This window comes from Bradyrhizobium yuanmingense (genome assembly GCF_025200905.1).
Taxonomy (GTDB): domain Bacteria; phylum Pseudomonadota; class Alphaproteobacteria; order Rhizobiales; family Xanthobacteraceae; genus Bradyrhizobium; species Bradyrhizobium yuanmingense.
The window spans coordinates 6888302-6913734 of sequence record NZ_CP104173.1 but is presented as its reverse complement, the minus strand read 5'-3'; the positions used below and the strand labels follow the sequence as shown (position 1 = coordinate 6913734).

At 64.9% G+C, this 25433-nt stretch carries 28 protein-coding genes and 1 tRNA gene; 8 read left to right on the top strand and 21 right to left on the bottom strand.

Going from position 1 to position 25433, the window contains the following annotated elements; genetic code table 11:
- Positions 1–20: 20 nt before the first annotated feature.
- The 4 genes from N2605_RS32080 to N2605_RS32065 all read right to left on the bottom strand — a co-directional run bounded on the left by N2605_RS32080 (position 21) and on the right by N2605_RS32065 (position 4808).
- Positions 21–1082 (bottom strand): MBL fold metallo-hydrolase, encoded by a 1062-nt coding sequence (locus tag N2605_RS32080; protein WP_035996672.1) that lies wholly within the window; start codon positions 1080–1082, stop codon positions 21–23.
- 137 nt (positions 1083–1219) lie between these two features.
- On the bottom strand, positions 1220–3376 hold the full coding sequence (locus N2605_RS32075; RefSeq protein WP_074447650.1) for a methyl-accepting chemotaxis protein: 2157 nt from the start codon (positions 3374–3376) through the stop codon (positions 1220–1222).
- Positions 3377–3537: 161 nt separating this feature from the next.
- Positions 3538–4263, bottom strand: coding sequence for an outer membrane protein (locus N2605_RS32070; protein WP_035996788.1), 726 nt, complete (start codon positions 4261–4263; stop codon positions 3538–3540).
- A 224-nt stretch (positions 4264–4487) separates the two neighbouring features.
- The gene (locus tag N2605_RS32065; RefSeq protein ID WP_035996689.1) at positions 4488–4808 is read right to left on the bottom strand and encodes a hypothetical protein; all 321 of its coding nucleotides are present in this window, start codon (positions 4806–4808) and stop codon (positions 4488–4490) included.
- A 189-nt stretch (positions 4809–4997) separates the two neighbouring features.
- Between N2605_RS32065 and N2605_RS32060 the strand changes: the two genes are divergently transcribed.
- A complete protein-coding gene (locus N2605_RS32060) occupies positions 4998–5282 on the top strand; it encodes a hypothetical protein (protein ID WP_036040247.1) in 285 nt (94 codons plus the stop codon).
- 32 nt (positions 5283–5314) lie between these two features.
- On the opposite strand, the gene N2605_RS32055 is transcribed toward N2605_RS32060, so the two are convergent.
- The 8 genes from N2605_RS32055 to N2605_RS32020 form a co-directional block, all read right to left on the bottom strand.
- The gene (locus N2605_RS32055; protein WP_260344901.1) at positions 5315–6256 is read right to left on the bottom strand and encodes an AEC family transporter; all 942 of its coding nucleotides are present in this window, start codon (positions 6254–6256) and stop codon (positions 5315–5317) included.
- A 105-nt stretch (positions 6257–6361) separates the two neighbouring features.
- A complete protein-coding gene (locus N2605_RS32050; RefSeq protein WP_035996696.1) occupies positions 6362–6571 on the bottom strand; it encodes a hypothetical protein in 210 nt (69 codons plus the stop codon).
- A complete protein-coding gene (locus N2605_RS32045; protein WP_192893053.1) occupies positions 6568–6744 on the bottom strand; it encodes a hypothetical protein in 177 nt (58 codons plus the stop codon). The genes N2605_RS32050 and N2605_RS32045 overlap by 4 nt, the downstream gene beginning before the upstream one ends.
- 369 nt (positions 6745–7113) lie before the next feature.
- Positions 7114–8733: an ABC transporter ATP-binding protein gene (locus tag N2605_RS32040; protein ID WP_260344898.1), complete on the bottom strand. Its 1620-nt coding sequence runs from the start codon at positions 8731–8733 to the stop codon at positions 7114–7116.
- 2 nt (positions 8734–8735) lie between these two features.
- On the bottom strand, positions 8736–9575 hold the full coding sequence (locus tag N2605_RS32035; RefSeq protein WP_035996700.1) for an ABC transporter permease: 840 nt from the start codon (positions 9573–9575) through the stop codon (positions 8736–8738).
- The gene (locus N2605_RS32030) at positions 9572–10543 is read right to left on the bottom strand and encodes an ABC transporter permease (protein ID WP_057028407.1); all 972 of its coding nucleotides are present in this window, start codon (positions 10541–10543) and stop codon (positions 9572–9574) included. Before N2605_RS32030 ends, N2605_RS32035 begins: the two co-directional genes overlap by 4 nt.
- Before the next feature lie 229 nt (positions 10544–10772).
- Positions 10773–12323 (bottom strand): ABC transporter substrate-binding protein, encoded by a 1551-nt coding sequence (locus N2605_RS32025; RefSeq protein ID WP_035996790.1) that lies wholly within the window; start codon positions 12321–12323, stop codon positions 10773–10775.
- Between the two features lie 301 nt (positions 12324–12624).
- A complete protein-coding gene (locus tag N2605_RS32020) occupies positions 12625–12936 on the bottom strand; it encodes a hypothetical protein (RefSeq protein WP_260344894.1) in 312 nt (103 codons plus the stop codon).
- Positions 12937–13116: 180 nt separating this feature from the next.
- On the opposite strand from N2605_RS32020, the gene irr reads away from it, so the two are divergent.
- Positions 13117–13602, top strand: coding sequence for a Fur family transcriptional regulator Irr (irr, locus tag N2605_RS32015; RefSeq protein WP_035996708.1), 486 nt, complete (start codon positions 13117–13119; stop codon positions 13600–13602).
- Positions 13603–13631: 29 nt separating this feature from the next.
- On the opposite strand, the gene N2605_RS32010 is transcribed toward irr, so the two are convergent.
- Positions 13632–15179, bottom strand: a complete 1548-nt coding sequence (locus N2605_RS32010; protein ID WP_260344892.1) for a winged helix-turn-helix domain-containing tetratricopeptide repeat protein — start codon at positions 15177–15179, stop codon at positions 13632–13634.
- Between the two features lie 133 nt (positions 15180–15312).
- On the opposite strand from N2605_RS32010, the gene mddA reads away from it, so the two are divergent.
- Together mddA and N2605_RS32000 are read left to right on the top strand one after the other, a co-directional pair.
- Positions 15313–16101: a methanethiol S-methyltransferase gene (gene mddA, locus N2605_RS32005; RefSeq protein ID WP_035996713.1), complete on the top strand. Its 789-nt coding sequence runs from the start codon at positions 15313–15315 to the stop codon at positions 16099–16101.
- An 88-nt stretch (positions 16102–16189) separates the two neighbouring features.
- Positions 16190–16612, top strand: coding sequence for a GFA family protein (locus tag N2605_RS32000; protein WP_035996716.1), 423 nt, complete (start codon positions 16190–16192; stop codon positions 16610–16612).
- An 80-nt stretch (positions 16613–16692) separates the two neighbouring features.
- On the opposite strand, the gene N2605_RS31995 is transcribed toward N2605_RS32000, so the two are convergent.
- On the bottom strand, positions 16693–16917 hold the full coding sequence (locus N2605_RS31995; protein ID WP_036020653.1) for a hypothetical protein: 225 nt from the start codon (positions 16915–16917) through the stop codon (positions 16693–16695).
- A gap of 234 nt (positions 16918–17151) precedes the next feature.
- Between N2605_RS31995 and N2605_RS31990 the strand changes: the two genes are divergently transcribed.
- The gene (locus tag N2605_RS31990) at positions 17152–17436 is read left to right on the top strand and encodes a hypothetical protein (protein WP_036020657.1); all 285 of its coding nucleotides are present in this window, start codon (positions 17152–17154) and stop codon (positions 17434–17436) included.
- A 135-nt stretch (positions 17437–17571) separates the two neighbouring features.
- Here the strand turns inward: N2605_RS31990 and N2605_RS31985 are convergent, their stop codons facing one another.
- The 4 genes from N2605_RS31985 to N2605_RS31970 form a co-directional block, all read right to left on the bottom strand.
- On the bottom strand, positions 17572–19506 hold the full coding sequence (locus N2605_RS31985) for a sensor histidine kinase (protein ID WP_036020659.1): 1935 nt from the start codon (positions 19504–19506) through the stop codon (positions 17572–17574).
- A complete protein-coding gene (locus N2605_RS31980; RefSeq protein ID WP_036020692.1) occupies positions 19503–20186 on the bottom strand; it encodes a response regulator transcription factor in 684 nt (227 codons plus the stop codon). The genes N2605_RS31985 and N2605_RS31980 overlap by 4 nt, the downstream gene beginning before the upstream one ends.
- A gap of 159 nt (positions 20187–20345) precedes the next feature.
- Complete coding sequence (locus N2605_RS31975; protein WP_036020661.1) at positions 20346–20573, bottom strand: hypothetical protein; 228 nt, start codon at positions 20571–20573, stop codon at positions 20346–20348.
- Positions 20574–20710: 137 nt separating this feature from the next.
- A complete protein-coding gene (locus N2605_RS31970) occupies positions 20711–21577 on the bottom strand; it encodes an alpha/beta fold hydrolase (protein ID WP_036020665.1) in 867 nt (288 codons plus the stop codon).
- A 142-nt stretch (positions 21578–21719) separates the two neighbouring features.
- On the opposite strand from N2605_RS31970, the gene N2605_RS31965 reads away from it, so the two are divergent.
- Both N2605_RS31965 and N2605_RS31960 read left to right on the top strand, forming a co-directional pair.
- Positions 21720–22097, top strand: coding sequence for a VOC family protein (locus N2605_RS31965; RefSeq protein ID WP_035996730.1), 378 nt, complete (start codon positions 21720–21722; stop codon positions 22095–22097).
- A 19-nt stretch (positions 22098–22116) separates the two neighbouring features.
- Positions 22117–23001 carry an arginase family protein gene (locus tag N2605_RS31960; protein WP_036020669.1) on the top strand — a complete coding sequence of 295 codons (885 nt, stop codon included), beginning with the start codon at positions 22117–22119 and terminating at the stop codon, positions 22999–23001.
- A gap of 96 nt (positions 23002–23097) precedes the next feature.
- Here the strand turns inward: N2605_RS31960 and N2605_RS31955 are convergent.
- Positions 23098–23182, bottom strand: a tRNA-Leu gene (locus tag N2605_RS31955).
- 157 nt (positions 23183–23339) lie between these two features.
- Between N2605_RS31955 and N2605_RS31950 the strand changes: the two genes are divergently transcribed.
- The gene (locus tag N2605_RS31950) at positions 23340–23879 is read left to right on the top strand and encodes a disulfide bond formation protein B (RefSeq protein WP_109142230.1); all 540 of its coding nucleotides are present in this window, start codon (positions 23340–23342) and stop codon (positions 23877–23879) included.
- Between the two features lie 3 nt (positions 23880–23882).
- On the opposite strand, the gene N2605_RS31945 is transcribed toward N2605_RS31950, so the two are convergent.
- On the bottom strand, positions 23883–24968 hold the full coding sequence (locus N2605_RS31945) for an AbrB family transcriptional regulator (protein WP_036020673.1): 1086 nt from the start codon (positions 24966–24968) through the stop codon (positions 23883–23885).
- A 100-nt stretch (positions 24969–25068) separates the two neighbouring features.
- Positions 25069–25350, bottom strand: a complete 282-nt coding sequence (locus N2605_RS31940) for a PsiF family protein (protein ID WP_036020676.1) — start codon at positions 25348–25350, stop codon at positions 25069–25071.
- Positions 25351–25433 lie beyond the last annotated feature (83 nt).

Here is a 25433-nt window from a genome sequence, read left to right as displayed (position 1 = left end):
GGCGGGGAGAGGCGAATAACTCACGTCGTCCGAAACTGCAGCACGCCGTCCTGCATCTCGGGCGTGAGGCGGCCCTCGACGATCATGTAGTTGACGTGGGCGACGAGCTCGCCGGCGGCAAAGCCCATCTGGTGCTCGTCCAGCACGTGCTTGTTGAACACCACGGGCACCAGAGCGCGCGAGGTTTGCGGCACCTCACGGCAGGCTTCCGCGATCAATCGGCAGCGCTCTTCGTGGTGGTCGGCGAGCTGCTTGATGCGGGTCTTCAATCCGTAGAATGGCACGCCATGGCCGGGCAGCACCAGCACGTCATAGGGCAGCGTCGTGGTCAGGCTGGCGAGCGAGGCCAGATATTCGCCGAGCGAGTTCTGGTCGGGCTCGACCGCCCAGACGCTGACATTCGGCGAGATCTTGCTCAGCACCTGGTCGGCGGAGAGGAACAGCTTGTCGTCGGCGCAATACAGCATCACCTGGTCGAGGGCGTGGCCGCCGCCGGTGATGACCTTGAAGCGGCGCGTGCCGATCACGACGTCGTCGCCATGCGAGATGCGGCGGTAGGACGGCGGCAGCACCGAGACGCGCTTCAGATAGTCCTGGCCGCGGCCGAGCAGCTTTTCGGTGAGCGACTCGTCCATGCCATGGCGGCGGAAGAACAGCCGCTGCGCCTCGCGCCGCTCCTCGGTGCCGCGGTTCTGGTGATAGACCGATTGCAGATATTCGACCTGCGACATCACCAGCGGGCAGCCGAACCGCTCGACGATCCAACCGGCGAGGCCGACATGATCCGGGTGGGAGTGGGTGACGATCAGGCGCGTGATGTTGACGCCTTTCAGCGGTCCGTCGAACAGCTTCGTCCAGGCCTCGATCGTCTCCTCGTTGCCGAAGCCGGCATCGATCATCGCATAGCCGTCGCCATCGGCGAGCAGGTAGATGTTCACGTGGTTGAGGCGGAACGGCAGCTTCAGCCGCGCCCACAACACGCCGGGCCGCACCTCGACCACCTGTTCGGGGCCGGGATGCTGTTCCCAGGGGTAGCGCAGGGCCTCGGCCGAGGACTGCGGGGTGTCGGTTTTCGAGCTCATGCTATCGGCTTAAACCCAGCGCGCGCGGGGCGCCAGCCGAAAAAGGATGCTGGGCGGCGACAGCATGGCGGTCATACCGAGGCAGTTTTCCGTAGCCCGGATTGCGCTACGCTCCATCCAGGCTACAGGACAGGGCCTTACGCCGCCCGCATGTCGTTGAGGAAGGCGTCGATCTCCCCGCGCAGCATATCGGCCTCGCGGCGCAACGCGTCCGAAGCGCCCAGCACCTCGGTGGCCGCAGCGCCGGCTTCGGCGGACGCGGTGGAGACGCCGACGATGTTGCTGGAGACCTCGCTGGTGCCGCCGGCGGCATGCTGGATGTTGCGGGCGATTTCGCGCGTCGCGGCGCCCTGCTCCTCGACCGCCGCTGCGATCGTGGTGGTGACGTCGTTGATCTCGCCGATGATCCGGCCGATGCCCTGGATGGCGCCGACCGCGGAGGTCGTGACTGACTGCATGCTGGCGATCTGGGTGCGGATCTCGTCGGTCGCCTTGGCGGTCTGGCTCGCCAGGCTCTTCACCTCGGAGGCAACCACCGCGAAGCCGCGGCCGGCCTCGCCGGCGCGCGCCGCCTCGATGGTGGCGTTGAGCGCGAGCAGATTGGTCTGCGAGGCAATGGTCTGGATCAGGTCGACGACGACGCTGATGCGGCTCGCGCTGTCGGCAAGGCTCTGCACCGTGGCGTCGGTCGCTCCCGCTTCGTCGACCGCCTTTTTGGCGATCTCGGCGGAGGTCACGACCTGACGGCTGATCTCCTGGATCGAGGAGGACAGCTGCTCGGTGCCGGCCGAGACGGTCTGCACGTTGACCGACGTCTCTTCCGCCGCGGAGGCGACCGCGTTGACCAGCGCGTTGGACTGGTCGGCGGTGTTCGACATGCTCTGCGCGGTCGATTGCATCGAATTGGCCGATTGGGCCAGATTATCGAGCGCGGAGCGCACCGTGCTTTCGAACTGGGCGATCTTCGCCTCCATGCGCGCGGCGCGCTCGGCCTTGGCGATACGGTCCTTGTCCTGCTCGCTCGTCAGCGCGCGGGTCTCGATCATGCTCTCCCGGAACACCTGCAGCGTGTTCGCCATCACCGAGATTTCGTCGTTGTGATTCTTCGAGCGGTAGATCTCGGTTTCGAGATCCCCGTTCGCGAGCAGCTGCATCGACTGCTGCAAGGCGCCGATCCGGCGCAGGATGTTACGGCCGACATAGAGCCAGACGAACAGCGCCGAGCCGACCAGCATCAGCGCGCCCAAGCCCAGCATGACCGACGTCGCGAGCGAAATCTCCTGCCGCGCCTGGAAGGTCGAGGTGTTGGTCTCTTTCTGCACGCCGTCGACGAGCTGCTGCACGCTGATGCCGAGCCCGACATTGAGCTTGCGGGTCTCGTCCAGGATGGTCTGGCCGTAGTCGATGGAGTCGAGCTCTTTCTCGCGCAGATTGAACACGCCGGTCTTGCCGGTGCCGAGCGCGAGCAGCTTTTCCGCGGTGTCGCGCAGCATCTTGTTGCCCTGGTTGTCCGGCAACAGATCGAGGTTCGACCGCAGGCGCCCCTGCGCCGTCTTGAATTCCTTCTGGATGTCATCGAGCTTGTCGCTGGTGTTCGCCGACAGCGCCGCGCTCATGTTGGCGGCGGCGAGATTACCGCTGGCGACGACGTTGCCGAGCTGACCGACGGTCTGCGCGGCGTCGGTCGCGTCTGCGGCTGACAGGTCGGCTGAACCGAGAATGGCATTGACGCGGGTCTGCGCGTCCAGCATCGCCGGACTCGCTGCGCCGACGAACGCGCCCTGCGCGGCGCGAAGCGCGTCATATTGCTTGTCGTGCAGCGCCGCGATGTCGAGCCGTTCGCGGGCGGCTTTCGTCAGGCTCTGAGCCGCCTCGTTGATGCTCTTCATCGTCTCGCTGAGCCCGGAGACGACGCTCTTGTCGCCGCCGAGCTCGATGATCTCGTTGAGCTTCTGCTGCGTCTGCTCCTGTAATTCCCTGAGTTTCTTGGTGCGCTCGTTCAGAGCGTCCTCGCTCTGCGCCGCAAGCAGGGCCGGTCCCTGCGCCGCGAGGCTCGCACTCAGCGCCGACAATTGCAGGCTGGCGGAAAGGCGCGGAATGTCCCGTCCGCTCAGTTCAGTCATGCGTCCGCCGAGATTCTGCAGCGCAAGGCCGGCGCCGGCCGCGATCACGAGGCCCATGCCCGCGATGACCGCAAACGCCGCGAACAGGCTGCCGCGCACGCCCCATTTGGGCATTTTGAAACGCGGACGGAAACTGCCAAGGAAGCGGCCAAGGCCCAAACGGATCGGCATCGAAAATTCCCCCAATGTTCTTCTATTTGTGGCTGCAGTATCGGCAGCACCGGTTAAGGAATCGCAATGAGCCCAATCGGTTGACGTTGTTCCGCAGAGCGAAAAAAGAGGGGCCGGCAACGAGGCCGGCCCCTTCATCTTGATAAGGTCCTGGTAACCGATCAGTAGCGCGCCATGGCCGGGCTCGCCCAGTTGAAGCGGTAGTTGACGCCCGCCTTGAAGGTATGGTCGTCGGTGGTGAAGGCGCCGGTGCCGGCGAGCGGACCGGCAGTGAAGCTGGCGTCGCCGAAATTGTAGTACTGGTACTCGGCCTTGGCCGACCAGTTCGGGGCGAACATGTATTCGAGGCCGGCGCCGACGGTGTAGCCGTTGCGGTGATCGCCGGTGATGACGAAGGCGGCCGGCACGCCGCCGACGGTGACCCTCTCGTTGTTGTCCGAATAGGCGTAGCCGCCCTTCACATAGACCAGGCCGGGACCCCAGGTGTAGCCGACGCGGCCCGTGATCGAGCCGAGGCCGCGCTGGTCGTTGGTGTAGGCGATGCCGCCCGGGAACACGGCGCCGACGCTGCCGGAGAGCCAGGAATACTGGCCTTCGACGCCGACCACGAAGTTCGGGTGGAACTGCCAGTCCGCACCGACCTGCACGCCGCCGAGGAAGCGGCCGTTGCCGTTGTTGCCGGTGGAAAGGCCATTGAAATTGTTGTCGCTGGAGAACGCGCCGCCGACATGGGCGCCGAGATAGAAGCCCGTCCAATTGTAGATCGGCGCGGCGTAGGCCGGCGCGGGCGTCTTGTAATAATTGCGGTTGCCGAGATCGGCACCGACGGCCGGCGCAGCCGCGCCCAACACGAGCAGCGCCACGGTCGCAAACAGAATCTTCTTCATCGTCTTGAACTCCAACACGTAAGGTCCCCGGCAGGCGCGTTTTCTGCGCCGCATTGGTTTTGCAGATAGCTCGCTTTTGACGAAAATGCTGTCACATCCGTGGCACAGCGACGGCCAACGTAACTTGTTGGGCCGTAAATGATTTTCGTGCTTAATGGCAACTTAAGAAGTGGTGAAGGAAGGCTTAACGGCGCACTCTGTCGGTAACTTGCGCGCGCCTTGCGTTAACCAAGACGCCGCCGTGCCTCATCGCGCATCTGCGCGCGAAAGGCGGCGCGCTTTGCCGGCCTGTCTTCCTCACGCACGTCGTGTCGATCGAAGATGTCGAACTTCTCCAGGATCGGATAGCGCTCGCTCGCCATCGCGAGCACGCGCAGTATCCTGGTCCCCTCCGGCGTCGGGCCGCTGACCTCCCAGCGCCGGATGGTGTCGGCGCCGCCTCTTTCCGGCAGTCCGCAAAGCTTGGCCATGTCGGCCGCGCTGAGCTTGCGCTCGAGGGCATCGGAGAGGTCGTTGCGAAGCTGCTTCAGTTCGGCGCCGGTCATGCTTGCGTCCAGGGAAGTCACTGAAAGCAATGCACTAGCGCTGATTCGGGTCCATCCGAAGACGGTGTGAGTCCGCCGCGCTCCGGCACCTTCGTCCGCACACGGAGTTATGAAGGGAGAACCCATGGAAATTTGCCGATACATGAACACTTGGCATATCGGGGCGCGCAACGGGTGAAGGGATCAGCCATGAAAACCATCAGACTCGCCATTTCCGCGCTGATCACGACGGGACTGCTTGCCGCATCATTCGCAGCTGAGGCGAAAAAGGTCCGGTCCAGCCGGCAATACAGCACTGGTGTGGTGGCTCCGACCTATGGCGGAGCCGGAGCGCCGGCCGCGCAACCGAGGGCGGCCTACGGATCGTCGGGACAGACGGTTGGCACTGTCACCGCGCCGTCGATCGGATCATACAATTGGCCCTCGGTCGGCGTGACCAACTCGGCTCCCACCTGGAGCAACACCACGAGATAGAGGGCTCCGGCAAGGTGGAGGCCACTGGCGGATCAACGCATGCCGCTCGCCGATCCCGAGAGCAGATAAAGCGCGATGAGCAATGTCGCGACCGACATCATCGTCGTGATCGAGACCGTGGCCGCAACCAGCTTCTCCTCGACCTTGTGTTCATGTGCGAGGACGTAGACGGTTTTCGCCGTCGGCACGGCCGCGCAGATGACCGCCGCAACCGTGTAGAGAGGGGTGAGGCCGATCACGACGCAAAGCCCGTAGACGATGAGCGGCATGACCACCAGTTTCACCGCCGCGAGCGCAAACGACGCTTTCAGGTTGGACCGCAAGCCCTCGATGGACAGGCCAAGCCCAATGGCGAACAGCGCGCACGGCGTGAGCGCGGCAGCGATCATGTTGAGATAGGCCGCGACCGGTGCCGGAATCGGCAGTCCCGTCACCGCCCAGGTGAGGCCGATGAACGTCGACAGCACCATGGGATTGAGCAGGATCTGCTTTGCCAGTCCCATAGAGCCCACGGAGGCCCCGCGTGCATCGCGCTTTTCCAGCAGGATCACCGTGATCGGAAACATCACCGCGGCCACGAACACCGTCGCGACGGCCGCGGGCAGGACGGCGGGTTGGCCGTAGATCGCATGCAGGATCGGCAGCGCAACGAACCCGGTGTTGGTCATCGCCGCCGCCATCCCGTGAATGGTGCTGCTGGCGAGGTCGTGTTTGCCGCCTGCGCGGACCGGCACGAACACGAGCGCGAAGCAGATCAGCGAGCCGCCGCCGAAGGCGAGCAGAAAACGCCATTCCAGGAGATTGCGCGCCGGCTCCTGGGCGATCGTGACAATCAACAGCGCCGGCATCGCCACGTTGTAGGCGAAATGCACCAGGGCATCGGCCAGCGCCCGCGAGAGATAGCCGAGCTCGCCGGCGAGCCAGCCGGTGACGATGATCGCGAATACGGGAAGAACGAGGCTGGCGACCTCCATCCGGCTTCCCCCTCATTTTCGAACAGGGAGGGTAGACCGGCAATGGACTGGCGTCACTCCGTGATTTGTGGGTCGCCTTGATTTGTCGGAGGGGAATCCGCCTCGCTAGATTCCCCGGCGCCCCTGGTCTCCGATCACGCAGCGCCAGGCCGCCAGGCGCTCGGCCGGATGCTGGTTCATCCATTCGGCAAGCTGCGGCGCGCCCATCAGGCAGGCCTGCACCGAAATTTGCGCAAAGTCCGACGTGGTGACGATCTGCTCGTGACAATTGGAGGGAGAGGCGAGGCTGCAAAGCACGGCGATGATCTTGATCACGATACGTTACCTCCGTCGCGGCCGATGAACGGGCGACGGATCGCCGGCTTTCCCTGGCCCTCGTCCGTCGGATCGACCGGCGGGAAGATGCTGTCGTAGATCGCCCGCGCTTCCTGGATGAGACGCGTTCGCTCGCGCTCGGACTTCGAGACAAATCGAATAACTTCGCCCATGTTGGCTCCGAATATCAGTGTGAGTCCGTCATGAGATGACGTCGATCATTCAAACGTCATCTATGGTCATGCCCTTAAGCTTTGAAGCGGCCGGTCCGGTCACGACTGGATAAAAAGCGCGTGACCAGGCTGCGCAGTTCCCAGCATCCCGGTGCGTCTTGCTTGCTGGGTTGTTGAGCTGCCCATCACACCACGTTCGTTGTACGGCGCCAGCCGCGACGAGCGATTATGGCGTCAAGTCACCCCTTGCCGACATGAGCAAGGATGATCTCACGAAAGCAAATGCCGCTGAATCGAATATGTTTCGCCTTGCTCGGCGTGCAAGTTTTTGGAACCATCACGGAAATCAATGAACGAGGATGAGCCGCCTCAGGCCGCCGGCGCGTGCTCCTTCCGTCCGGGCATGGCTGCGAGCAATTCGCGCGTATAGGCGTGCTCGGGCGCGGCGAAGAGTTGCGCCGTCGGCTTCAGCTCGACGATGGCGCCGCGCTGCATCACCGCGATACGGTCGCAGATCTGGGCCGCGACGCGCAGATCGTGGGTGATGAACAGCATCGACAAGCCAAGGCGCGCCTTGAGATCTTCCAGGAGCTTCAACACCTGCGCCTGCACCGAGACGTCGAGCGCCGAGACGGCTTCATCCGCGACGATGATCTCCGGCTCGAGCGCGAGCGCGCGGGCAATGCCGATGCGCTGGCGCTGGCCGCCGGAGAATTCATGCGGATAGCGCTCGAGCGCGCCGGCGTCCAGGCCCACCATCTTGAGGAGCTCGCGGGCGCGGTCGAACGCCACCTTCGGATCGGTCCCGGCTGCGATCGGCCCGTCGGCGATGATGTGGCCGATCTTGCGGCGCGGATTGAGCGAGGCGAACGGATCCTGGAAGATCATCTGGATGCGATGGCGCTCGCCGCGCAGCGCCTTGCCGGAAAGCGAGGTCAGGTCGGTCTCGCCGATCCGCACCGTGCCGCGGTCGGCTTCGATCAGTCGCATCACCAAGCGCGCTACCGACGACTTGCCCGAGCCGGATTCACCGACGAGGCCGAGCGTCTCGCCCTTGAGGATGTTGAAGTTGACCGCGCGCGCCGCATCGACGCGGCGGGCCTGGCGGAACCAGCCGCCCGACGTGACGTAGGTCTTGTCCAGCCCGATCACCTCGACGGCCTTGGCCCGATCGTCCAATGGCTCTCGCGGCGGCGGATCCATCGAGGGCACGGCGGCAAGCAATGCCTTGGTGTAGTCGTGCTGCGGCTCGTTGAAGATGGCCGCGGCCGGACCTTCCTCCACGACCTTGCCGTGGCGGAGCACCACGACCTGGTCGGCGATGTCGGCGACCACGCCGAAATCATGGGTGATGAACATCACCGCCATGTTGCGGCTCCGCTGGAGGTTGCGGATCAGCTTCAGGATCTGGGCCTGCGTGGTGACGTCGAGCGCGGTGGTCGGCTCGTCCGCGACCAGCACCGCGGGCTCGAGAGCGAGCGCCATCGCGATCATGGCGCGCTGGCGTTGGCCGCCGGAGAGCTGGTGCGGATAGGCGCGCACGATGCGCTCAGGGTCGGGCAGGCCGACTTCGCTTGCCAGCGCCAGCGCCTTGGCCCGCCGCTCCTTCGGCGTGAGCAGGCCGTGCGCCTCGAACATCTCCGCCATCTGGTCGCCGATCCGCATCAACGGATTGAGCGCGGTCATCGGCTCCTGGAAGATCATCGCCAGCCGACGGCCGCGCAGATCGCGCCAGCCGTCGTCAGCGAGCTTGAGCAGGTCCCGGCCCTCGAACTGGATTTCACCAGAGGTGACCGAGACCGTATCCGGCAAAAGGCCCATCAGCGCATGCGCGCACATCGACTTGCCGGAGCCGGACTCGCCGACGACGCAGACGATCTTGCCGGGCTGCAGATCGAGCGAGACACCGTCGACCGCGAAGGGGCGCTCGGCGCCCTTGGGCAGCGCGATCCGCAAGTTCCTGATGGAGACGGCGGGCGAGGCGGTCATCGTCAGCGGCCCTCCCGCGACAGGCGCGGATTGAGCGCATCGTTGAGGCCTTCGCCGATCAGGTTCAGCCCGAGCACCGAGATCAGGATGGCGATGCCGGGAAACACGGTGATCCACCAGGCCTGCCGGATCACGGTGCGGCCGGCGCCGACCATGTAGCCCCAGGAGATCAGATTGGGATCGCCGAGGCCGAGGAAGGACAGCGAGGATTCAAGCAGGATCGCGGTGGCCACCATCAACGAGGCCAGCACGATCACGGGCGACAACGCGTTGGGCAGGATCTCGCGCAGGATGATCCAGCTGTTGCTCTGGCCGGTGACGACGGCGGCCTGGACATATTCGCGGGTGCGCAGCGACAGCACCTCGCCGCGCACGAGGCGAGCGACCGGCGGCCAGCTCACCACCGCGATCGAGGCGACGATCGAATAGATCGAGGGCTGCAGGATGGCGACCAGCACGATCGCGAGCGCGAAGCTCGGAATGGTCTGGAAGAACTCGGTGAAGCGCATCAGGGCGTCGTCGACCTTGCCGCCGAAATAACCGGCCATGGCGCCGATCGGCACGCCCACGATCAGCGCCGCCAGCGTGGAGACGAGACCGACCAGCAGCGAGACGCGGGCGCCGAAGATCATGCCGGCGAAGATGTCGCGGCCGAGCGCGTCGGTGCCGAGCGGCACGGCCCCGAGCGTGAACGGCGGCAGGAACGGCCGCTGCACCATGCGCCAGGGCGAGTTCGGGAACAGCATCGGTCCGAACACCGCGACAGAGATTGCAACCAGGAGGATGACGAGCCCGATGACGCCGCTCGGGCTCTTCAGCATCGATTTCCAGAACTGTTTCATGCGGCGTATTCGATCCGCGGATCGACCAGGCGATAGACGAGGTCGGTGATGAGGTTGAAGGTGAGGACCATGGCGGAGCAGATCACGAACACGCCGAGCAGCAGATTGTAGTCCCGCTGCAGCAGCGCGTCGTACATCAGCCGCCCGATGCCGGGCCAGGCGAACACGGTCTCGGTGATGACGGCGCCGCCGATCAGCGTGCCGGAATGCACGCCGGCGAGCGTCACCACCGGCAGCAGCGCGTTGCGCAGCACGTGGCGGCGCTGGATCACGGCGTCGGAGAGCCCCTTGGCGCGCGCCGTCTTGACGAAGTCGAGGCGTTTCACCTCCAGCATCGAGGCGCGCGTCATGCGGGTGTAGGTCGCCATGAAGAACAGGCCGAGTGTCATCGCCGGCATGATCAGGTGCTTTGCGACGTCGACCGCATGGGCAAGGCCGGTGAGGTTGGCCCCGACCGTCTCGTAACCGAAGCTCGGCAGCCAATCCATCGTGACCGAGAACAGGAGGATGCCCATCAGCGCCACCCAGAAGATCGGCATGGCGTAGAAGATCAGAGCGAACACGGTGATGGCGGTGTCGAGGAAGGTTCCGGCAAAGCGCGCGGCGAAGGTGCCGAACAGGATGCCGAGCGTGAGCGAGATCGCGAAGGCGGTCAGCGTCAACAACAGCGTCGCCGGCAGCCGCTCGCCGATCAGTTTTGCGACCGGAGCCTGCTGGCGGAAGGAAAAGCCGAGGTCGAGGCTGACGACGCCCTTGACGTAGATGAAGAGCTGCTCGGGCAGCGGCTTGTCGAGCCCGAACTTCTCCCGGAGCTGCTTGACGAAGACCTGATCGCTGGCCCCGGCCTCGCCCGCCATCACGATCGCGGGATCGCCGGGCGCCAGGCGGATCAGGAAGAAATTGAGAACGACGATCGCGAGCAGGACGATCACGCCCTTCAGGACACGCTGAGCAACGAAGGAGAGCATCTAGTGAGTCATATTGGTGATGTGACCTGGCGCCACGGAGACGGAGTGACTCCCTCGCCCCGCTCTTGTCCGCCGAAGCCTCGGCGAAGGCGGATGCGGGGAGAGGGTTGGGGTGAGGGGGACTTCCCGCGAGCGTATCAGCAGTTGGACTCGTGGAGACTCCCCCTCACCCGAATGTGCGCTATGCGCACATTCGACCTCTCCCCGCAGGGGAGAGAGGTAAGAGGCTTCACTTGTCGAGCCATGCGTCCTTGAAGCCGTCATTGACCCCGATCCCCGTGGTGATCAGGTTCTTGACCTTGCAGCGCATGATGGTCGGAAATTGCAGCTCGAGCATCCAGGCCACCGGCACGTCCTCGACCAGGATCTTCTGCGCCTTCTCGTAGATCTCCTTGCGCTTGGAATCCGGCGTTGCAACCGCGCCCTCGGCGAACAGCTTGTCGATATCCGGGTTGGAGTAACCCTCGACGTTGTTGAACATCTGGCCCTTGGCGATGTTGCTGGAGATGTAGTTGCGTCCCACTCCGAGCGCGGGGTCGCCGTACTGGTAGAGATAGGTAAAGGCGATGTCGTAATCCCACTCGGCGATCTTCTGGTTGCCGCCGGCGACGTCGGTGGCGATCGTCTCGATGGTCATGCCGACATCCTGGAGGTTCTGCTTGACGGCTTCGCCCCAGCGCTGCCAGGTCTCGCCATAGGCGAGCGGCAGCAGGCGGATCTTTTCGCCCTTGTAGCCGGCTTCCTTCAGCAGTGCCTTGGCCTTGGCCGGATCGTAGGGGTATTTCTTCACGTCATCGGTATAGAACTTGATGGTCGAGGCCGACGGGCCGGTGGCGACCTTGCCGAGCCCGTTCCAGATCACGTCCTTGGCGAAGTCGCGGTCGACCGCATACATGATCGCCTGCCGCACCCGCTTGTCGGCGAGCGGACCTTGGCGGTTGTTCAGCCACAGCCAGGCCAGCGGCGAGAAGAATTCCCAGCCGGCGCCGGTGACGCAGGTGTCCTTCAGCTTGGACAGCCGCGGCACGTCGAAATTCTCGACCGAGCCGCCGGGCAGCACGTCGACCTTGCCGGTCTCGTAAGCCACCGAGCGCGCGGCGGCGTCCGGGATGATCTGCCAGTAGATCTCGTCGAGATGGGGCTTGCCCTTTTCGTGGTAGTTCGGATTCTTGACCAGGCGGATGAACGAGCCCTTCTGCCATTCCTTGAACATGAATGGGCCGGTGCCGATGGGTGCGTTGTTGTAGGGGTTGGTCTTCCAGTCGGTGCCTGCATAGAGATGCTTCGGCACCATCGGCATCGAGCCGACCTCGAAGATGCCGAGGAACGGGCCGAACGGCTGCTTCAGCGTGAAGACCACCGTATGATCGTCCGGCGTCTCGACCTTGTCGACCTGCGCCAAATTGGTGCGGGCGCGCGCATGGGTCTGCTTCAGCATCTCGATCGAGAACAGCACGTCGGCGGCGGTGAAGGGCTTGCCGTCGTGCCAGGTCACGCCCTTCTTCAGCTTGAAGATGTAGGTCTTGGCGTCCTCGCTGACGCTCCAGCTCTCGGCGAGCTCCGGCAGGGGATCGAGCTTGGGGCTGTAGCGCAAGAGGCCTTCGAAGATGTTGCCCGAGACCATCTGGGTGGGGCCGTTCTGGACCTGTGCAAGCATCAGGCCGGGCGGCTCGGGCTGAATCACGGCATTGATCACACCCCCCGTCTTCGGCTCTTGCGCCAGCGCAGGGGCCGCAAGGCCGCAAGCCAGGAGGAGACCAAGCAACACTCGTTTTGGCATGTCGTAATCTTTCTCAAGCGAGACCAGCCGGAAACGCTTCGCACGCGCCCTCGCGCGCAAAGCGACGGTCGGTCCATCCCAGTCCCCATCCGCCATCGAGGCTCACACAGTCCCGTTCAGCGCGGCAAGATGAAAGTCGCGACAGTGCTCGCACAAAAAATGTACAGCTCGTCCTGTTTCTCCGCCTGTGCGACGGCACGGTAGATCGGCCAGCTCCGAGGGATCAGGCGGCCTTCAGAAGTGATGAGAGCATGCCGGGGCAGTGCACAAGTCCGCGCCTGCGACCAAAAGCATCAGCCCGTCATTTTGCGCCGAGCGCCCGCCGCAATTCCTCGAGCGCCTCTGCAAGCTGCTCGCGGTGCGCGATGTCGTCCTTGGGAAGCGCGGCGACGCTGCCGGCGAGCTCCCGCAGGATGCCGGCCAGCAGGCCGAAGTTGACGTGCAGATGCACCGATTTGCGTTCATCGGCCGCACCAGGATGTTGCAGCACCAGCGCAATGCCGCTGCCGTCGAGCTTCGCCTCGAAGCGGGACGAATGCTCGAAGGTGCCGACATAGAATTTGTCGGGATATTCGAGTGCGACCTCTGCCTTGTCGGGAACCGGCTTGGACATGCGAACCTCATCTATGCCCGCGCATTCTGGCCGGGAATGAGCCGGCCCGCCTTGCGCCAGGTCAGAGGCGGTCGACGCCAAATTTGATCCGGATCAAAGCCGGCCCGCCGCTTTTGCGATCGAATGGCAAGTAGCGGGACGCGGCTGCGCATCCCGTTTGCTTGAGCCGTGAGACGATGGATGGACATTCAGGCCACGACTATCCCTGCGGATGACGACGGCGGACCCGATATCGCCGGTCTTGAGCCGTCGCCGGATGCGGGCGTGCAGCACTGCCTGCAATTGCTCGGCAATGCCGGCTTGCGCCCGACACGCCAGCGCGTGGCGCTGGGCCGACTGCTGTTCCTGGGCGGCCATCGTCACGTCACCGCAGAAAGTCTCTACGCAGAAGCGATGGCTGCGAACGCATACCTGTCGCTCGCCACCGTCTACAACACGCTGAACCAGTTCACCGAAGCGGGCCTCTTGCGCCGGATCGCGGCCGACGGCATCAAGTCGTTCTTCGACACCGACACGTCCCTGCATCCGCACTTCTATCTCGAAGGCGAGGACGTGCTGGTCGACGTGGCCGAGGGCCTCGCCTTCACCAAGATGCCCGAGGCGCTTCCCGGCCACGAGATCGCGCGGCTCGATGTCGTCGTCCATTTACGCCGGAAGCGAACCTAGCGCTTGCCCTGCAGGGAGGGTAAGACGCCTCACTGCAAGCCTGCGCGGCGGAATCCCTCCAGATAGTGTTCGCGATCTCGCTCACTGGCCCACGGCAGCTGCGTCGCGATCCAGTGCAGCGAGATGCCCGGCTGGGTGCGGCGGAGCTCTCCGAGTGCCATTTCCGCAAGCGTGCCATCGCCGGTCATGCCGGCGGAGACGGCGAGCACGCGGTATGCGCCGGTAAGATCGCCGCGGTGGCGGATCGCCTCGCGCGCCAGCGCGATGGCCTCGCCATAGTGCCGTTCGGTGAAGCGCGCATAGGCGGCGATACCGTGATAGATCGCCAATGACGGATCGCGCGGCGACAGCCGGATCGCCTTTTGCGCGGCCTCGAACGAGTCGTTCGAGCGTCCGGCATAGGACAGTGCCAGCGCGTAATAGCCCTGCGCCAGTGAGAAGTTCGGATTGAGCGCGAGCGCCTGCTCGAACTCGGACAGCGCGTCTGGGAGCCTGCGGGTCGAGAAGCAGACGCTGCCGAGCGCGGCATGTGCCCAGGCGTCCTCATGGTCGCAGCGCACCGCTTTGAGCGCGGCGGCTTCCGCGGACGGCGCAACCGCGGCCAGCTCGGTCCAGCCGAGATGCACGCCGAACATGTCGTTCACGGCCAGCACCGACAACGCCTGGCCGTAATCCGGATCGATCGCGATCGCGCGCGCGAGCAGCGCCTTCGCGGCCGCATGGTCCTGCCGGGTCACGCGCCAATAATGCGACAGCGCGCGCATCAACAGGTCCCAGGCGTCGAGGCTCGCCGGCGGCTTACGACGGCTGCGGAAATTCTCGGCGGCGTGGATCTGCGGCTCGATCGCGGCGGCGATCGCGTTGGTGATCTCGTCCTGCACGGCGAAGACGTCGACGAGCTCGCGGTCATAGCGCTCGGCCCAGAGATGACCGCCCGACACGGCGTCGTTGAGCTGCGCGGTGATGCGCACCCGGTTGTCCGTCTTGCGCACGCTGCCTTCGACGATGTAGCGGACGCCGAGCTCCTCGGCGATCTGCCTGATATGGACCGCGCGTCCCTTGTAGGTGAAGGAGGAGTTACGGGCGATCACCATGAACCAGCGCTGCTTCGACAGCGCGGTGAGGATGTCCTCGCTGATCCCGTCGCCGAAATAGTCCTGCTCGGGATCCCCGCTCTTGTTCTCGAAGGCGAGCACCGCGACCGCCGGGCGGTCCGCCATGCGCGGGGGAGCGAGCCTGGCTTCGGTCCGCGCGGGCGATGCCGCCACCTCTTCCCGGACCTCGCCGACGAACCGAAAGCCCTTGCGCGGAATGGTCTTGATCAGGCGCTGGCTCGCGCCGTCGTCGCCGAGCGCCTTGCGCGCGGCGTTGATCCGGCTGTTGAGGGCGGAATCCGAGACGATGCGGTCGTTCCAGACCTGGCTGATCAGGTCATCCTTACTGACCACACGCGCCCGTTGCGTGACCAGATAAAGCAAGAGATCGAACACTTGCGGCTGCAACGGAACGGTTTCCCCGTCGCAAGTGAGCTCCCGAAGGTCACCGTCCAGCACGTTGTTTTCAAAGCGAAATCGCACGTTCTCGTCGTCTCAAGCAAAAATCAAAGTCGTCTCAGGCGAAAATCAATCGTCCGCGAAAGCCGCGGGACGTCCGATCCGGCATGGTGCGAAGACCAAACCGTGTCGATGCCTCGGCACAACGGAGTGTTTCATGACCCAAATTGATCATCAGGTTCATTCTCTCGGCCCGGAGGTTACGGGCTCTCGTATTTTCAGGTTCATCGCCTTTCTGTACGGAATTGCGGCATATCTCGTGTTTTTCGTCACCATTCTCTACGCGATCGGCTTCGTCATGGGGGTGATGGTGCCCAAGACCATCGATACCGGTGCCGAAGCGCCCGTCGTTCGCGCGGTCGTCATCAATCTGCTGCTGATGTCGCTGTTCGCGGTTCAACACAGCGTGATGGCGCGCCAACAATTCAAGGCATGGTGGACGCAGTTCGTCCCCAAGCCGGTCGAGCGAAGCACGTATGTGCTGTTCGCGAGCCTGTCATTGCTCCTGCTGTTCTGGCAGTGGCGTCCGCTACCCGCGGTCATATGGGAGGTCGAGAACCCCGATCTTGCCGTGACACTGGTCACATTGTCCTTCGCTGGCTGGGTGCTGGTGTTCACCTCGACCTTCATCATCAACCATTTCGAACTGTTCGGCCTGCATCAGGTGACGAATCATCTCGTCGGCAAGGAAATGCAGCCGCCGCGTTTCAAGACGCCGCTGCTCTACAAATTCGTCCGCCATCCGATCTATCTCGGTTTCATCATCGCGTTCTGGGCGGCGCCAGTCATGACCGCGGGTCATCTCTTGTTCGCGGCCGTGACCACGCTCTACATCTTCGTCGGCATCGCGCTGGAGGAGAGCGATCTCGTCGATCTCTTCGGCGACGAGTACCGGCAGTACAAGCAACGCGTCTCCATGCTTATTCCCTGGCGCCGGTCGGTATAGTCTAGGTCAAGCCCCGCGCATCCAATCGAAACGGCGCGCGGGGCGCCGACGCGCGATAACGATCCATCAGAAAAAGGGAGACGTCCAAATGAAACATGTCGGAAACTGCTTCTGCGGCGCGGTCACGGTCGAGGTCACGGGCGCGCCGGAGGCGATGGGCTATTGCCATTGCCGCTCCTGCCGCTCGTGGTCGGGCGGTCCGGTCAACGCTTTCAGCCTTTGGAAGCCGGAAGCCGTGCGCATCATCGAAGGCGCTCAGAATGTCGAGACCTTCGTCAAGACGCCGCTCAGCCAGCGCAAATATTGCAGGAAGTGCGGTGGCCATCTCATGACCAACCATCCGCCGCTCGGTCTGGTCGACGTTTTCGCCGCCACCATCCCCACCCTCGCGTTCACGCCCAGCGTCCACGTCAACTATGCCGAGACCGTGCTGCCGATGCGCGATGGCCTGCCCAAGCTGAAGGATTTTCCCGCCGAGTTCGGCGGAAGCGGCGAAATGATGCAGGAATAGCGGCGCGCCTTTGGCATTTTTTCGAGAGGGCGGCAGAGCGCCGCCCTCTCTGGCTTCTTCCAAGAGAGAAGGATCAAGGACTAGCCTCCGCGCGATTCGACCACCTTGCGGCAGGAATCGGACAGCTTCGACTTGTTCTCGCGCAGGCAGGCGTTCATCTGCGGCGGCTTGCCGATATGCTCGGCGCAGAATTTGCTGGCGTCGCCGCGGCAGGCCATTTGCTCCTGCACAGATGGACCGGACTGTGCGGCAGCAGGCAGGGCGGCAGCTGCGAGCAGCAGCGCGGCAAGAACCGAAATCTTCATAGAGCACCTCTTTGGAATTCTCGTTGGTCCCGACCGGGATCAATCGGGCCGGACCATTCCGCAAAGGCCGGGCGCCGGTCCATGCCATGTTCATGGCAGCGGCCAGTCCTCCCGCCCGCGGTACCCCCATCTTCATGGCATGTATCCGCGCGCCGACTTTTGTCATTCAGGCTGCACCTCGGCTGCGAGACCCGGTGATTGCGTCGGGACGCCGAACGGAACCAGGAGAGCAAGATGTCGAAGAGAGCTGGAGCGCTGGGCGCAGGGCTGACGGTCATGGCGCTGGCGGGCGCGGCGACGGTGTCGCTGGGCACGAGCCCGGCGCAGGCCGTGGTCTATTGCAAGACCGTTGGCGTGCCCAAGGGCTGCGTGGTGCGGCCGACTGGCGCCGTGGTGGTGGGAGCGCCGGTCGCGCGGGCTGCCGTCGCGACCCCCGGTGTCGGCGCGCCCGGTGTCGGTGTGCGTGCCGGCACGCCGATGAATCGCGGCGGCCCGGTCAATCGCGTCGGCGTGCGCTGATATTTCCGCTTCATTGAATTGATGCATCGCTTCGGGCCAAGGGGCCTGCGGACGACCCCCCCGTCCTCCGCAGGCAATTTTACCCGGCCCGTCCCCTCTCTCCGTGCGCCCCACACGTTCGGGGAGGGGGCCCTTTCAGCCCGCGGCCATGTCGCTGTCGGGAAAACGTTGCGGCAATTTCAGCCGCACGCGCGTGCCGGAGGAATCAGACGTCAGGTCGAGCACCGCGCCGCAGCGCGCGGCGCGGCTTTTCATGTTGCGCAGGCCGCGCGCGGTCTGGCCGGCCCCCGCGGCCTCGCCATTGCCGGCCAGCGCAAAGCCGCCTCCGTCGTCAGTCACGCTGATCACGCCATACGGCCCCTGGCCCGCGTCGAACGTGTCGATGGTCACCGCGATGCGGCGGGCCTGCGCGTGCTTGACCGCATTGGTCACGGCTTCGTCGAGGATGCGCACGATCTGGACGACGTGCCATGGCCTGAGCTCGGGATGCAGCGGCAGGCCCTGCGGCGTCGCCACGCGCCAGTCGAGCGTGATGTCGTGCGGGCGCAATTGGGCCGTGGCGCGCTCGCGCCAGGAGCCGAGCGCCAGCATCAGGTCGCCGCCAATGTCGTCCATGGAATCGATCACGAGACGGAGATCCTTCAGCGCCGCGCGGGCGGCGTCCGTGATGCTCGCGCCCGTGCTGCCGCGTTCGGACAGCGCGACGATGCTCACCAGCTGGCCGCCGAGGCCGTCGTGCAGGTCTCGCATCAGGCGCGTGCGCTCGTTGGCGAGCGCCGCCGCGCGGGCGCGCTCCTCCTCGCGGGCAAAGCTCGCCTTCAGCCGCTCCTCGGCCTCCCGCACCCGCGTCACCAACTGGCCGGCAAAGCTGTCGACCTGGTTCAAGGCGCGGGCGAAGCGCCAGGTCAGCCCGGCGCCGATCGCGACCAGCATCGCCGAATAGGACAGGCGCGAGACGAAGATGCGATCGTTGCTCACGATGTCGAGCACCGTGAGCATGTCCTGGACCCAGCAGACCAGCACGATGGTCACCGCGCAGCCGATCGTGAAGCTCGCCGCGTCTTGCCGTCGCACCACCGCGGTTGCAGTGACGCAAGCCATCAGAAACAGGCAGAGCCCGACGGTGGGAATGCCGAGCACCAGGAACAGGATGCGCGGTAGCGGCGGGCCCCCGATCAGCCCGACCACGAACACGAGGACGCCGGGCACGAACAGCAGCGTGCCGTAGCGCGGCCAGCGCCAGCCGAAGAACAGCACGCCGAACACGACGATCAGCGCGCTCTCAATCGGTGCGGAGGCCAGCAGCACCGCGGCCAGGTGCGATACCGTAGCCGGCGGCACCGGCGGCGGCGCGAATGCCTGCACCACGCCGAGCACCATCGCCGTCGCCAGTACGCCATAGACCGGCTCGTGACGCCGCATCAGCCACATGATCGCGAGGATGACGGCCAGGATCGCCTGCCAGGCGGAAAACACCACCGGCAGGGTGACGAACAGCAGCGTGCGTGTCTCATAGGCCGGGCGCAAGGCGGCATCCGGCCCGACATAGACGGTGTCGAGGAAGCCCTTGAGCGGGCCCCATACGAACAGCCGCACCGTGATCTCGTTTCCGCCCTCGCGCAGCAGCGACGCGGGGATGGCGGCGATCTGCGGCGTGTTGCGGTCGGGCCGGTTGGCGTTGGTGTCGCGTCGGGAGTCGAGCACGACGACGCCGTTGACGGCGACCTCCACCGCGTTGCTGAAGCGCGGCAGGAACACCGACCAGCCCGAGGCCGCATCGCCGCTCCGGAACGTGAAGGTGCCGGCGTAGATCGGCGGGTCGGCCAGCGAATAGCGCGACGAGGTGAAATGGGGCAGCGTCACCGGGCGCGTCAGACCGTCCTCCCGCGCCGAGAAATCGTCCACCGCGTAGTCGTCGGGATCGCTCGGCTGCAGCAACCGAATCCCCAGGATCGTGACGATCACGATCAGCGCCTGAAGCAGCAGATAGGGCACGAGGCGCGAGGCGATTAGCCGGCGCCGCGGGCGTGTCGGTGCCTTCGTAGGTGCTTTGGCCGCGATCTCGCTCACAGCTTGATCAGGCCCTGCTGCACCGCCTCGAACACCGCCTCGCTGCGCGTATGCACCTCGAGCTTGCGATAGATGTTCTTGATATGGCCGGGGACGGTCTGTTTGGACAGGCCGAGATGGCTCGCGATCTCGGCATAGCTGAAGCCTTTGGCGATGCCCCACAGAATATCGATCTCGCGCGGGGTGAGCCTTGCCGTATTGAGCGCGGGGCCGGGCGGCGGCTCCGCCGAATTCTGCGCGGCACCTTGCGTCCTGCGCACGATGAAGCGGGCGATCGAGGCCGAGATCGGCGAATGTCCCGCGACCAGATCGCGCACCGTGGTGGCGATGTCGGTGGGGAAGGCGTCCTTGAGCAGGTAGCCGGTGGCGCCGACCGTGATCGCGGAGATCACGCTTTCCTCGTCGCCGAGCGCGGAAATCACCATGATTTCGGTGTCGGGGAAGCGCTGCCGCATCTCGCGGATCAGCTCGACGCCGTGGCCGTCGGGCAGTCGGAGGTCGGTCAGCAGCACGCGCGGCGCCCCGGCGGCGAGGGCCTGCCGCGCCTCCGCAAGCGTACCGGCGCTGCGGACCTCGTAACCGGCCTTGGCCAGCGCATCCTGCAGCCGCCAGCAGGTCGGCGCATCGTCCTCGACGAGGAGGATGGTGATGGCTTCACCCGTCTCGCCTTGTTCGGTCATGATCATGGTCCCGCGATCCGCGTGTCCCCCGCGGCGCGAGGCAAGTCTAACCGCAGCCCGAAGACGGTGACACCCATAATCATGGGGGCGGGAAAGTCACGGGACTGCCATGTGCCGACCCAACGTTGCCGCGCGACGGAGTGCCGCCGCCAATCCAGCTTACGAAAGATCAACCCGCGGCGGCGGATATCGCCGCGCCAGGACCGATAGCGACAGCGGCCGTTCGTCTTCCGGTAGCTCCAAATAGGCCAGCACGAGCGGCCGCTTCCAATCGCCGACGCCGAAATCCATCGCCGTCCATTTCTGCGGCTCGGGCCCTTCGAGCCCCCGGACCCAGACGAAATAGCGGGGAAGGTCGTCCGTGTCCGTCGTGCGTCTCCTGGCCATCGAAGCGGTCCGCTGCGTCAAGATCGTTGCCGCACGATATAGGGAATATCTGGGGGAAGTCGAACGTCCCGGGACGATCGGGGAAGCTTGCCGCCCGCGCCGGTGCCGGTTGGCGACAAAAGCGCTGTCGTTGCCCGTTAAGGTTCGATCCGTTCGAGAAATGATCGCGTCAGCGCGACAACCTCATCGAGGTTGGTTTCGAGCAGCCAATGGCCGCCATCCAGGAAATGCAGTTCGGCATCCGGCAGGTCGCGGAGATAGGCCCGCCCTGACTCCTCAGGCATGTAATGGTCCTGCGGCCCCCACAGGATCAATGTTGGCGGCTTGTGCTGCTGAAGATATCGGCGGTGCTCGGGAAACCATTGGCGGTTCGCCTTGAGGCCAAACAGAACGTCTGCGGCGGCGTCTTTCCGCCGCTCGGTCATCAGCGACCAGTGCAATCGCCAAAGGTCCGGCGCGATGAGCCCAGCCAGATCCGCACGCACGTCATTCAGGAACTCGTCGCGGAAATTCTCTTCAGTGATAGCTTCCCTCATCGCCGCACGCATCTCCTGATCGGGCAGTGACCAGAACTTCTCGATGTCGGCGTATGCCGGGCCAAGCGCATCTTCGTAAGGTATGTCGCCGTTTTGAATGATCTGGGCCACCACCCTTTCAGGCCGCATGATCGCCAGCCTGGCTCCGATCGGTGAGCCGAAATCATGAAGGTAGATCACGAAGCGTTCGATCTTCAGCTGCTTCACGAACTGGTCGAGCCACGCGGCATAGCCGTCGAAGCTGTAATCGAAGTCATCAGGTGTCCCGCTATAGCCGAACCCGGGATAGTCGGGAGCAATCAGCCGCCATTTATCGGCCAGTCGCGGCATCAGATTGCGGAATTCGTAGGATGAACAGGGATAGCCGTGCGGTAGCAGAACGACGGGCGCGCGTTCAGGACCGGCTTCTCGGTAGAAGGTATCCACGGATCCGATCCGGACCCTGCAATGTCTGACGCGTGTGTCCATGTCTTGCTTCCTTTGTAGATAAAGCAACTTCGGGGGCGGGGTTCCCGGCATCTGCTTCGTGGTGGGTAGAACCGCAGGCGGCTCTGCGGAACAACGACCGGAAGCTCACCGTTACGAAGCAACACCGGAACGGGAGGTCGTTGTGATCCATCATGTCTCCGTCGGTACGAATGATGTTCAGCGTGCGAAGCGCTTCTACGATGCGGTCTTGCCGGTCGTCGGGATCACGCCGATGGCCGAGGACGAGGGTGGACTGGGCTACGGAAGCGGGACGTTTCACTTCAGCGTTCAAGTTCCGATCGATGGAAAACCCGCGACCGTGGGTAACGGCAGTCATATCGCCTTTGCCGTCGAGAACCGCGCGATGGTCGATCGCTTCTACGCAGCAGCATTAGAGCATGGTGGCAGCGACGCTGGCGCTCCCGGGCTGCGGCCGAGTTACGACCTCAACTATTATGGGGCGTTTGTCCGCGATCCAGACGGTCACAAGATCGAGGCCGTGACCTACTCGGCACAATAGTCGCGAGCGGGAAGGCGCCATGCCGACCATGCCCTATGCAATTATCGAAGCGCCTTCGACGCTCGGCCTTGCGACCGACGGCGTGGAGCGCTTGCCCGAACAGCTGCTGAAGCTTCGACTTGCGGAGCGCATCGGCGCACGCCGCGCCGGGCGGCTGGTGGTGCCTTCGAAAGATCCGGTGCCGGATCCCGAGACCGGCATCTTGAACGCCGGCGCAATAGCGGCGTGGTCGCCCCAGCTCGCCGACGCGGTGGAAGCGGTGCTTGTCGCGGGCGAGTTTCCGCTGGTGCTGGGCGGCGATTGCACGATCTTGCTGGGCTCGATGCTCGCGCTTCGACGGCGCGGCCGCTACGGCCTGTTGTTCATCGACGGCCACGCCGATTTTTTCCAGCCCGAGGCGGAGCCCAATGGTGAGGGCGCCTCGATGGACCTTGCCTTCGTTTCCGGCTACGGCCCGTCCCTCCTGGCCGACATCGAAGGTCACGGTCCTCTGGTCCGCCCTGAAGACATTGTGGCGTTTGGATATCGCGATCACCAGGATCAGGCGGAATATGGAAGCCAGCCGCTTCCCGAAGAGCTCAAGGTGCTTGATCTTCCTGCTGTGCGGGCGCGGGGCATCGAGGCCGCTGCACGCGAAGCCGTCGATTACCTGATGCGAGCCGAGCTGGACGGCTTCTTCATCCATCTCGACGCCGATTGTCTCGACGATGCCATCATGCCGGCTGTCGATTTTCGCGTGCCGGGTGGGTTGTCGTGGGACGAGCTATCGACCGTGCTCCGGGTTGGCTTGGCGAGTGGCAAGGCGGTCGGCCTGGAGATCACCATTTACAATCCGGGCCTGGATGAAGACGGCAGCGCCGGGCGTGGCCTGGCCGATGTGCTCGCAGCAACGCTCGGGTCGTAGCTCGAGCTTGCTGAACCAGTTCGACTTCGCCAAGAGGCTTCGCCGGACACGCTTCGCCCTTCGAGCCCCGCCACGCGAAGCCCGAAGGGCGAAGCGTGGTGCCCCTGGCCGGAATCGAACCAGCACTCCTTGCGGAACTCGATTTTGAGTCGAGCGCGTCTACCAGTTCCGCCACAGGGGCCCTCGGTCGGCCCCATAGGCGGCGTCGCGAAGCCGGCGGACTATAGCCATGGACGGGACGGGGTCAACCCGCGCCAAAGTGATCCCGGCCGTTCTCGACAGCCGCATGGGCCGGGGCTAGAGGCTTAGGGCGCGCGAGAGATACGAAAGAGGCTGCCGTGACCACCCAGAGTGCCGCCATACCTGCGTTCAAGCCGGGCGCCACGAGCCCCGCGCTGACCGCCGCGGCCTTGGTCACGCTGATCGGCGCAGCCACGATTGCGGGCGCCTGGTTCTTCCAGCTCGTCCTGGAGATCCTGCCCTGCCCATTGTGCCTGGAGCAGCGCTACGCCTATTACCTTGCGATACCGCTCGGTGTGCTGACGGCGCTGGCGGCGCGAAGCGGCGCGCCGCGGCCGCTGCTGCTGGCTGGGCTGGCGATCCTCACCCTGGCCACGCTCGCCAATGCCGGCCTCGGCGCCTACCATTCCGGGGTCGAATGGGGGTTCTGGAAGGGGCCGACCGATTGCTCCGGTCCGGTCGTCAACCTCGGCAGCGCCGCCGATCTCTTGTCGAAGCTCGACACCGTGAAGGTGGTGCGCTGCGACGAGGTGCAATGGCGCTTCCTCGGCCTGTCGCTCGCCGGCTACAACGTGCTGATCTCCCTCGTGATGGCCGCGATCGCCGCGTGGGGATTCGTGCGGACCGCGAAGCGCTAAAGCTCAATCATCCACGTCGTCCTGCGTGCGCCCGAACAGGTGCACGATGCCCGGCGTTGCGATCGTCACGAAGACGAAACGCGACAGGTGGTGGGCGCCGACGAAGATCGGGTCGATGTGCAGCGTCAAGGCCAGCGCCAGCATCGCGTCCATCGCGCCCGGCGCGAAGGCGACGACGACGTCGGAGAATTTCACCGGGGTGGTCAGCGCCACGATGCCAACGAAGATGGCGGAGACGGCGATGGCCACGGCAAACGAGCCCAGCGCAGCGCGGAGGTGGCCGGCGAGCGTCTTGATCCGCATCCGCGCGAAACGGCTGCCGATCAGTGCGCCGATCCCGATCAGCGCAACGCCACGCACCCAGTCCGGCAGGCCGCCCTCGACCCATCCGGCACCATGCAGCACGCTGGAGGCGATCATCGCGCCGAACATCCAGCTCGCGGGAAACCTGATCAGCCGCAACACGAGCGCTGCGGCCAGCGACGCGGCGGCTAGCTCGAGCAGGTCGAGCGGCGAGGCGATGGTCGTCGTCAACGACGGTGCAGCGGAGGGCGTGACGCCTGCAATCGCCAGCACCATCGGCAGCGCGGCGGTCAGGATCATGACGCGCATGGTCTGCACCACCGCAATGCCCGGCAGGTCGGCGCCGCGCTCGACCGCCAGGATCGTGATCTGCGACAGCGCGCCGGGACTGCCGGCCAGGAAAGCGGAGGTGCGGTCCCAGCCATGCATGCGCTGGAGGTAATAGCTCGACCCGAACGTGGAGCAGAACGTGGCGAGCGCAAGCAGGCCGATGGTGACGGGGTAGGCGCTGACCTGCTGAAGCAAATGGCGCGAGACGACCGAGCCCAGCGAGATGCCGAGCAGCACCAGCACGGTCTGGGTCAAAATCGGCGGCAAGGTCAGCTGGCGGCCGGCGATCGCGGCGATCCCGACCGCGATCATCGAGCCGGAGATCAGCCCGCCGGGAAGGCCGGCGAGCAGAAACACAAGGCCGCCGGCGGTGCCGATGACGAGCGTCTCCACCGTGCTCAGGATCGTGGCACGGCTCGGCCATTCGAACGACAGGGAGGCGGTGATGTGCTTCACGCCACCTTATCGCAAATCAGCGCGAGGCGCACAATTGCAGGCTCATCATGCCGCAATGCGCGAGGCCTTCCGCGGAGGCTCGGAAGGAATCGTGACGGGCTTATTTCTTGTCGGCTGCGGGAGCGGCGACTGCGCTGCCGGCCTTCGCCTCCTTTTTGCATTCGCGACGGAATTTCTTGCGCTCCTTCCCCTTCAATCCCTTGGCGTCCGCCTGCCTGGAGCATTCCAGCGATTCCGCCGATCGCTCCTTCGTTGCCTTCTTGTCGTCGACGGTGGCGGCAGTGTCGGTCTTGGCGGCCGGCGCGGCGGTCTGCGCGAAAGCGGTGCCGGTGACGAGCAGGGAGGCGAGAGCAACGGCGGCGAGGCGGGACGTGAAGGTCATGTGGTGCACTCTGCTTGCGAGAATTGCGAAGGGCTGGAACGTTGGCTCGCGTTGCTGAACGCGACATGAATGAGTTGAGCGGC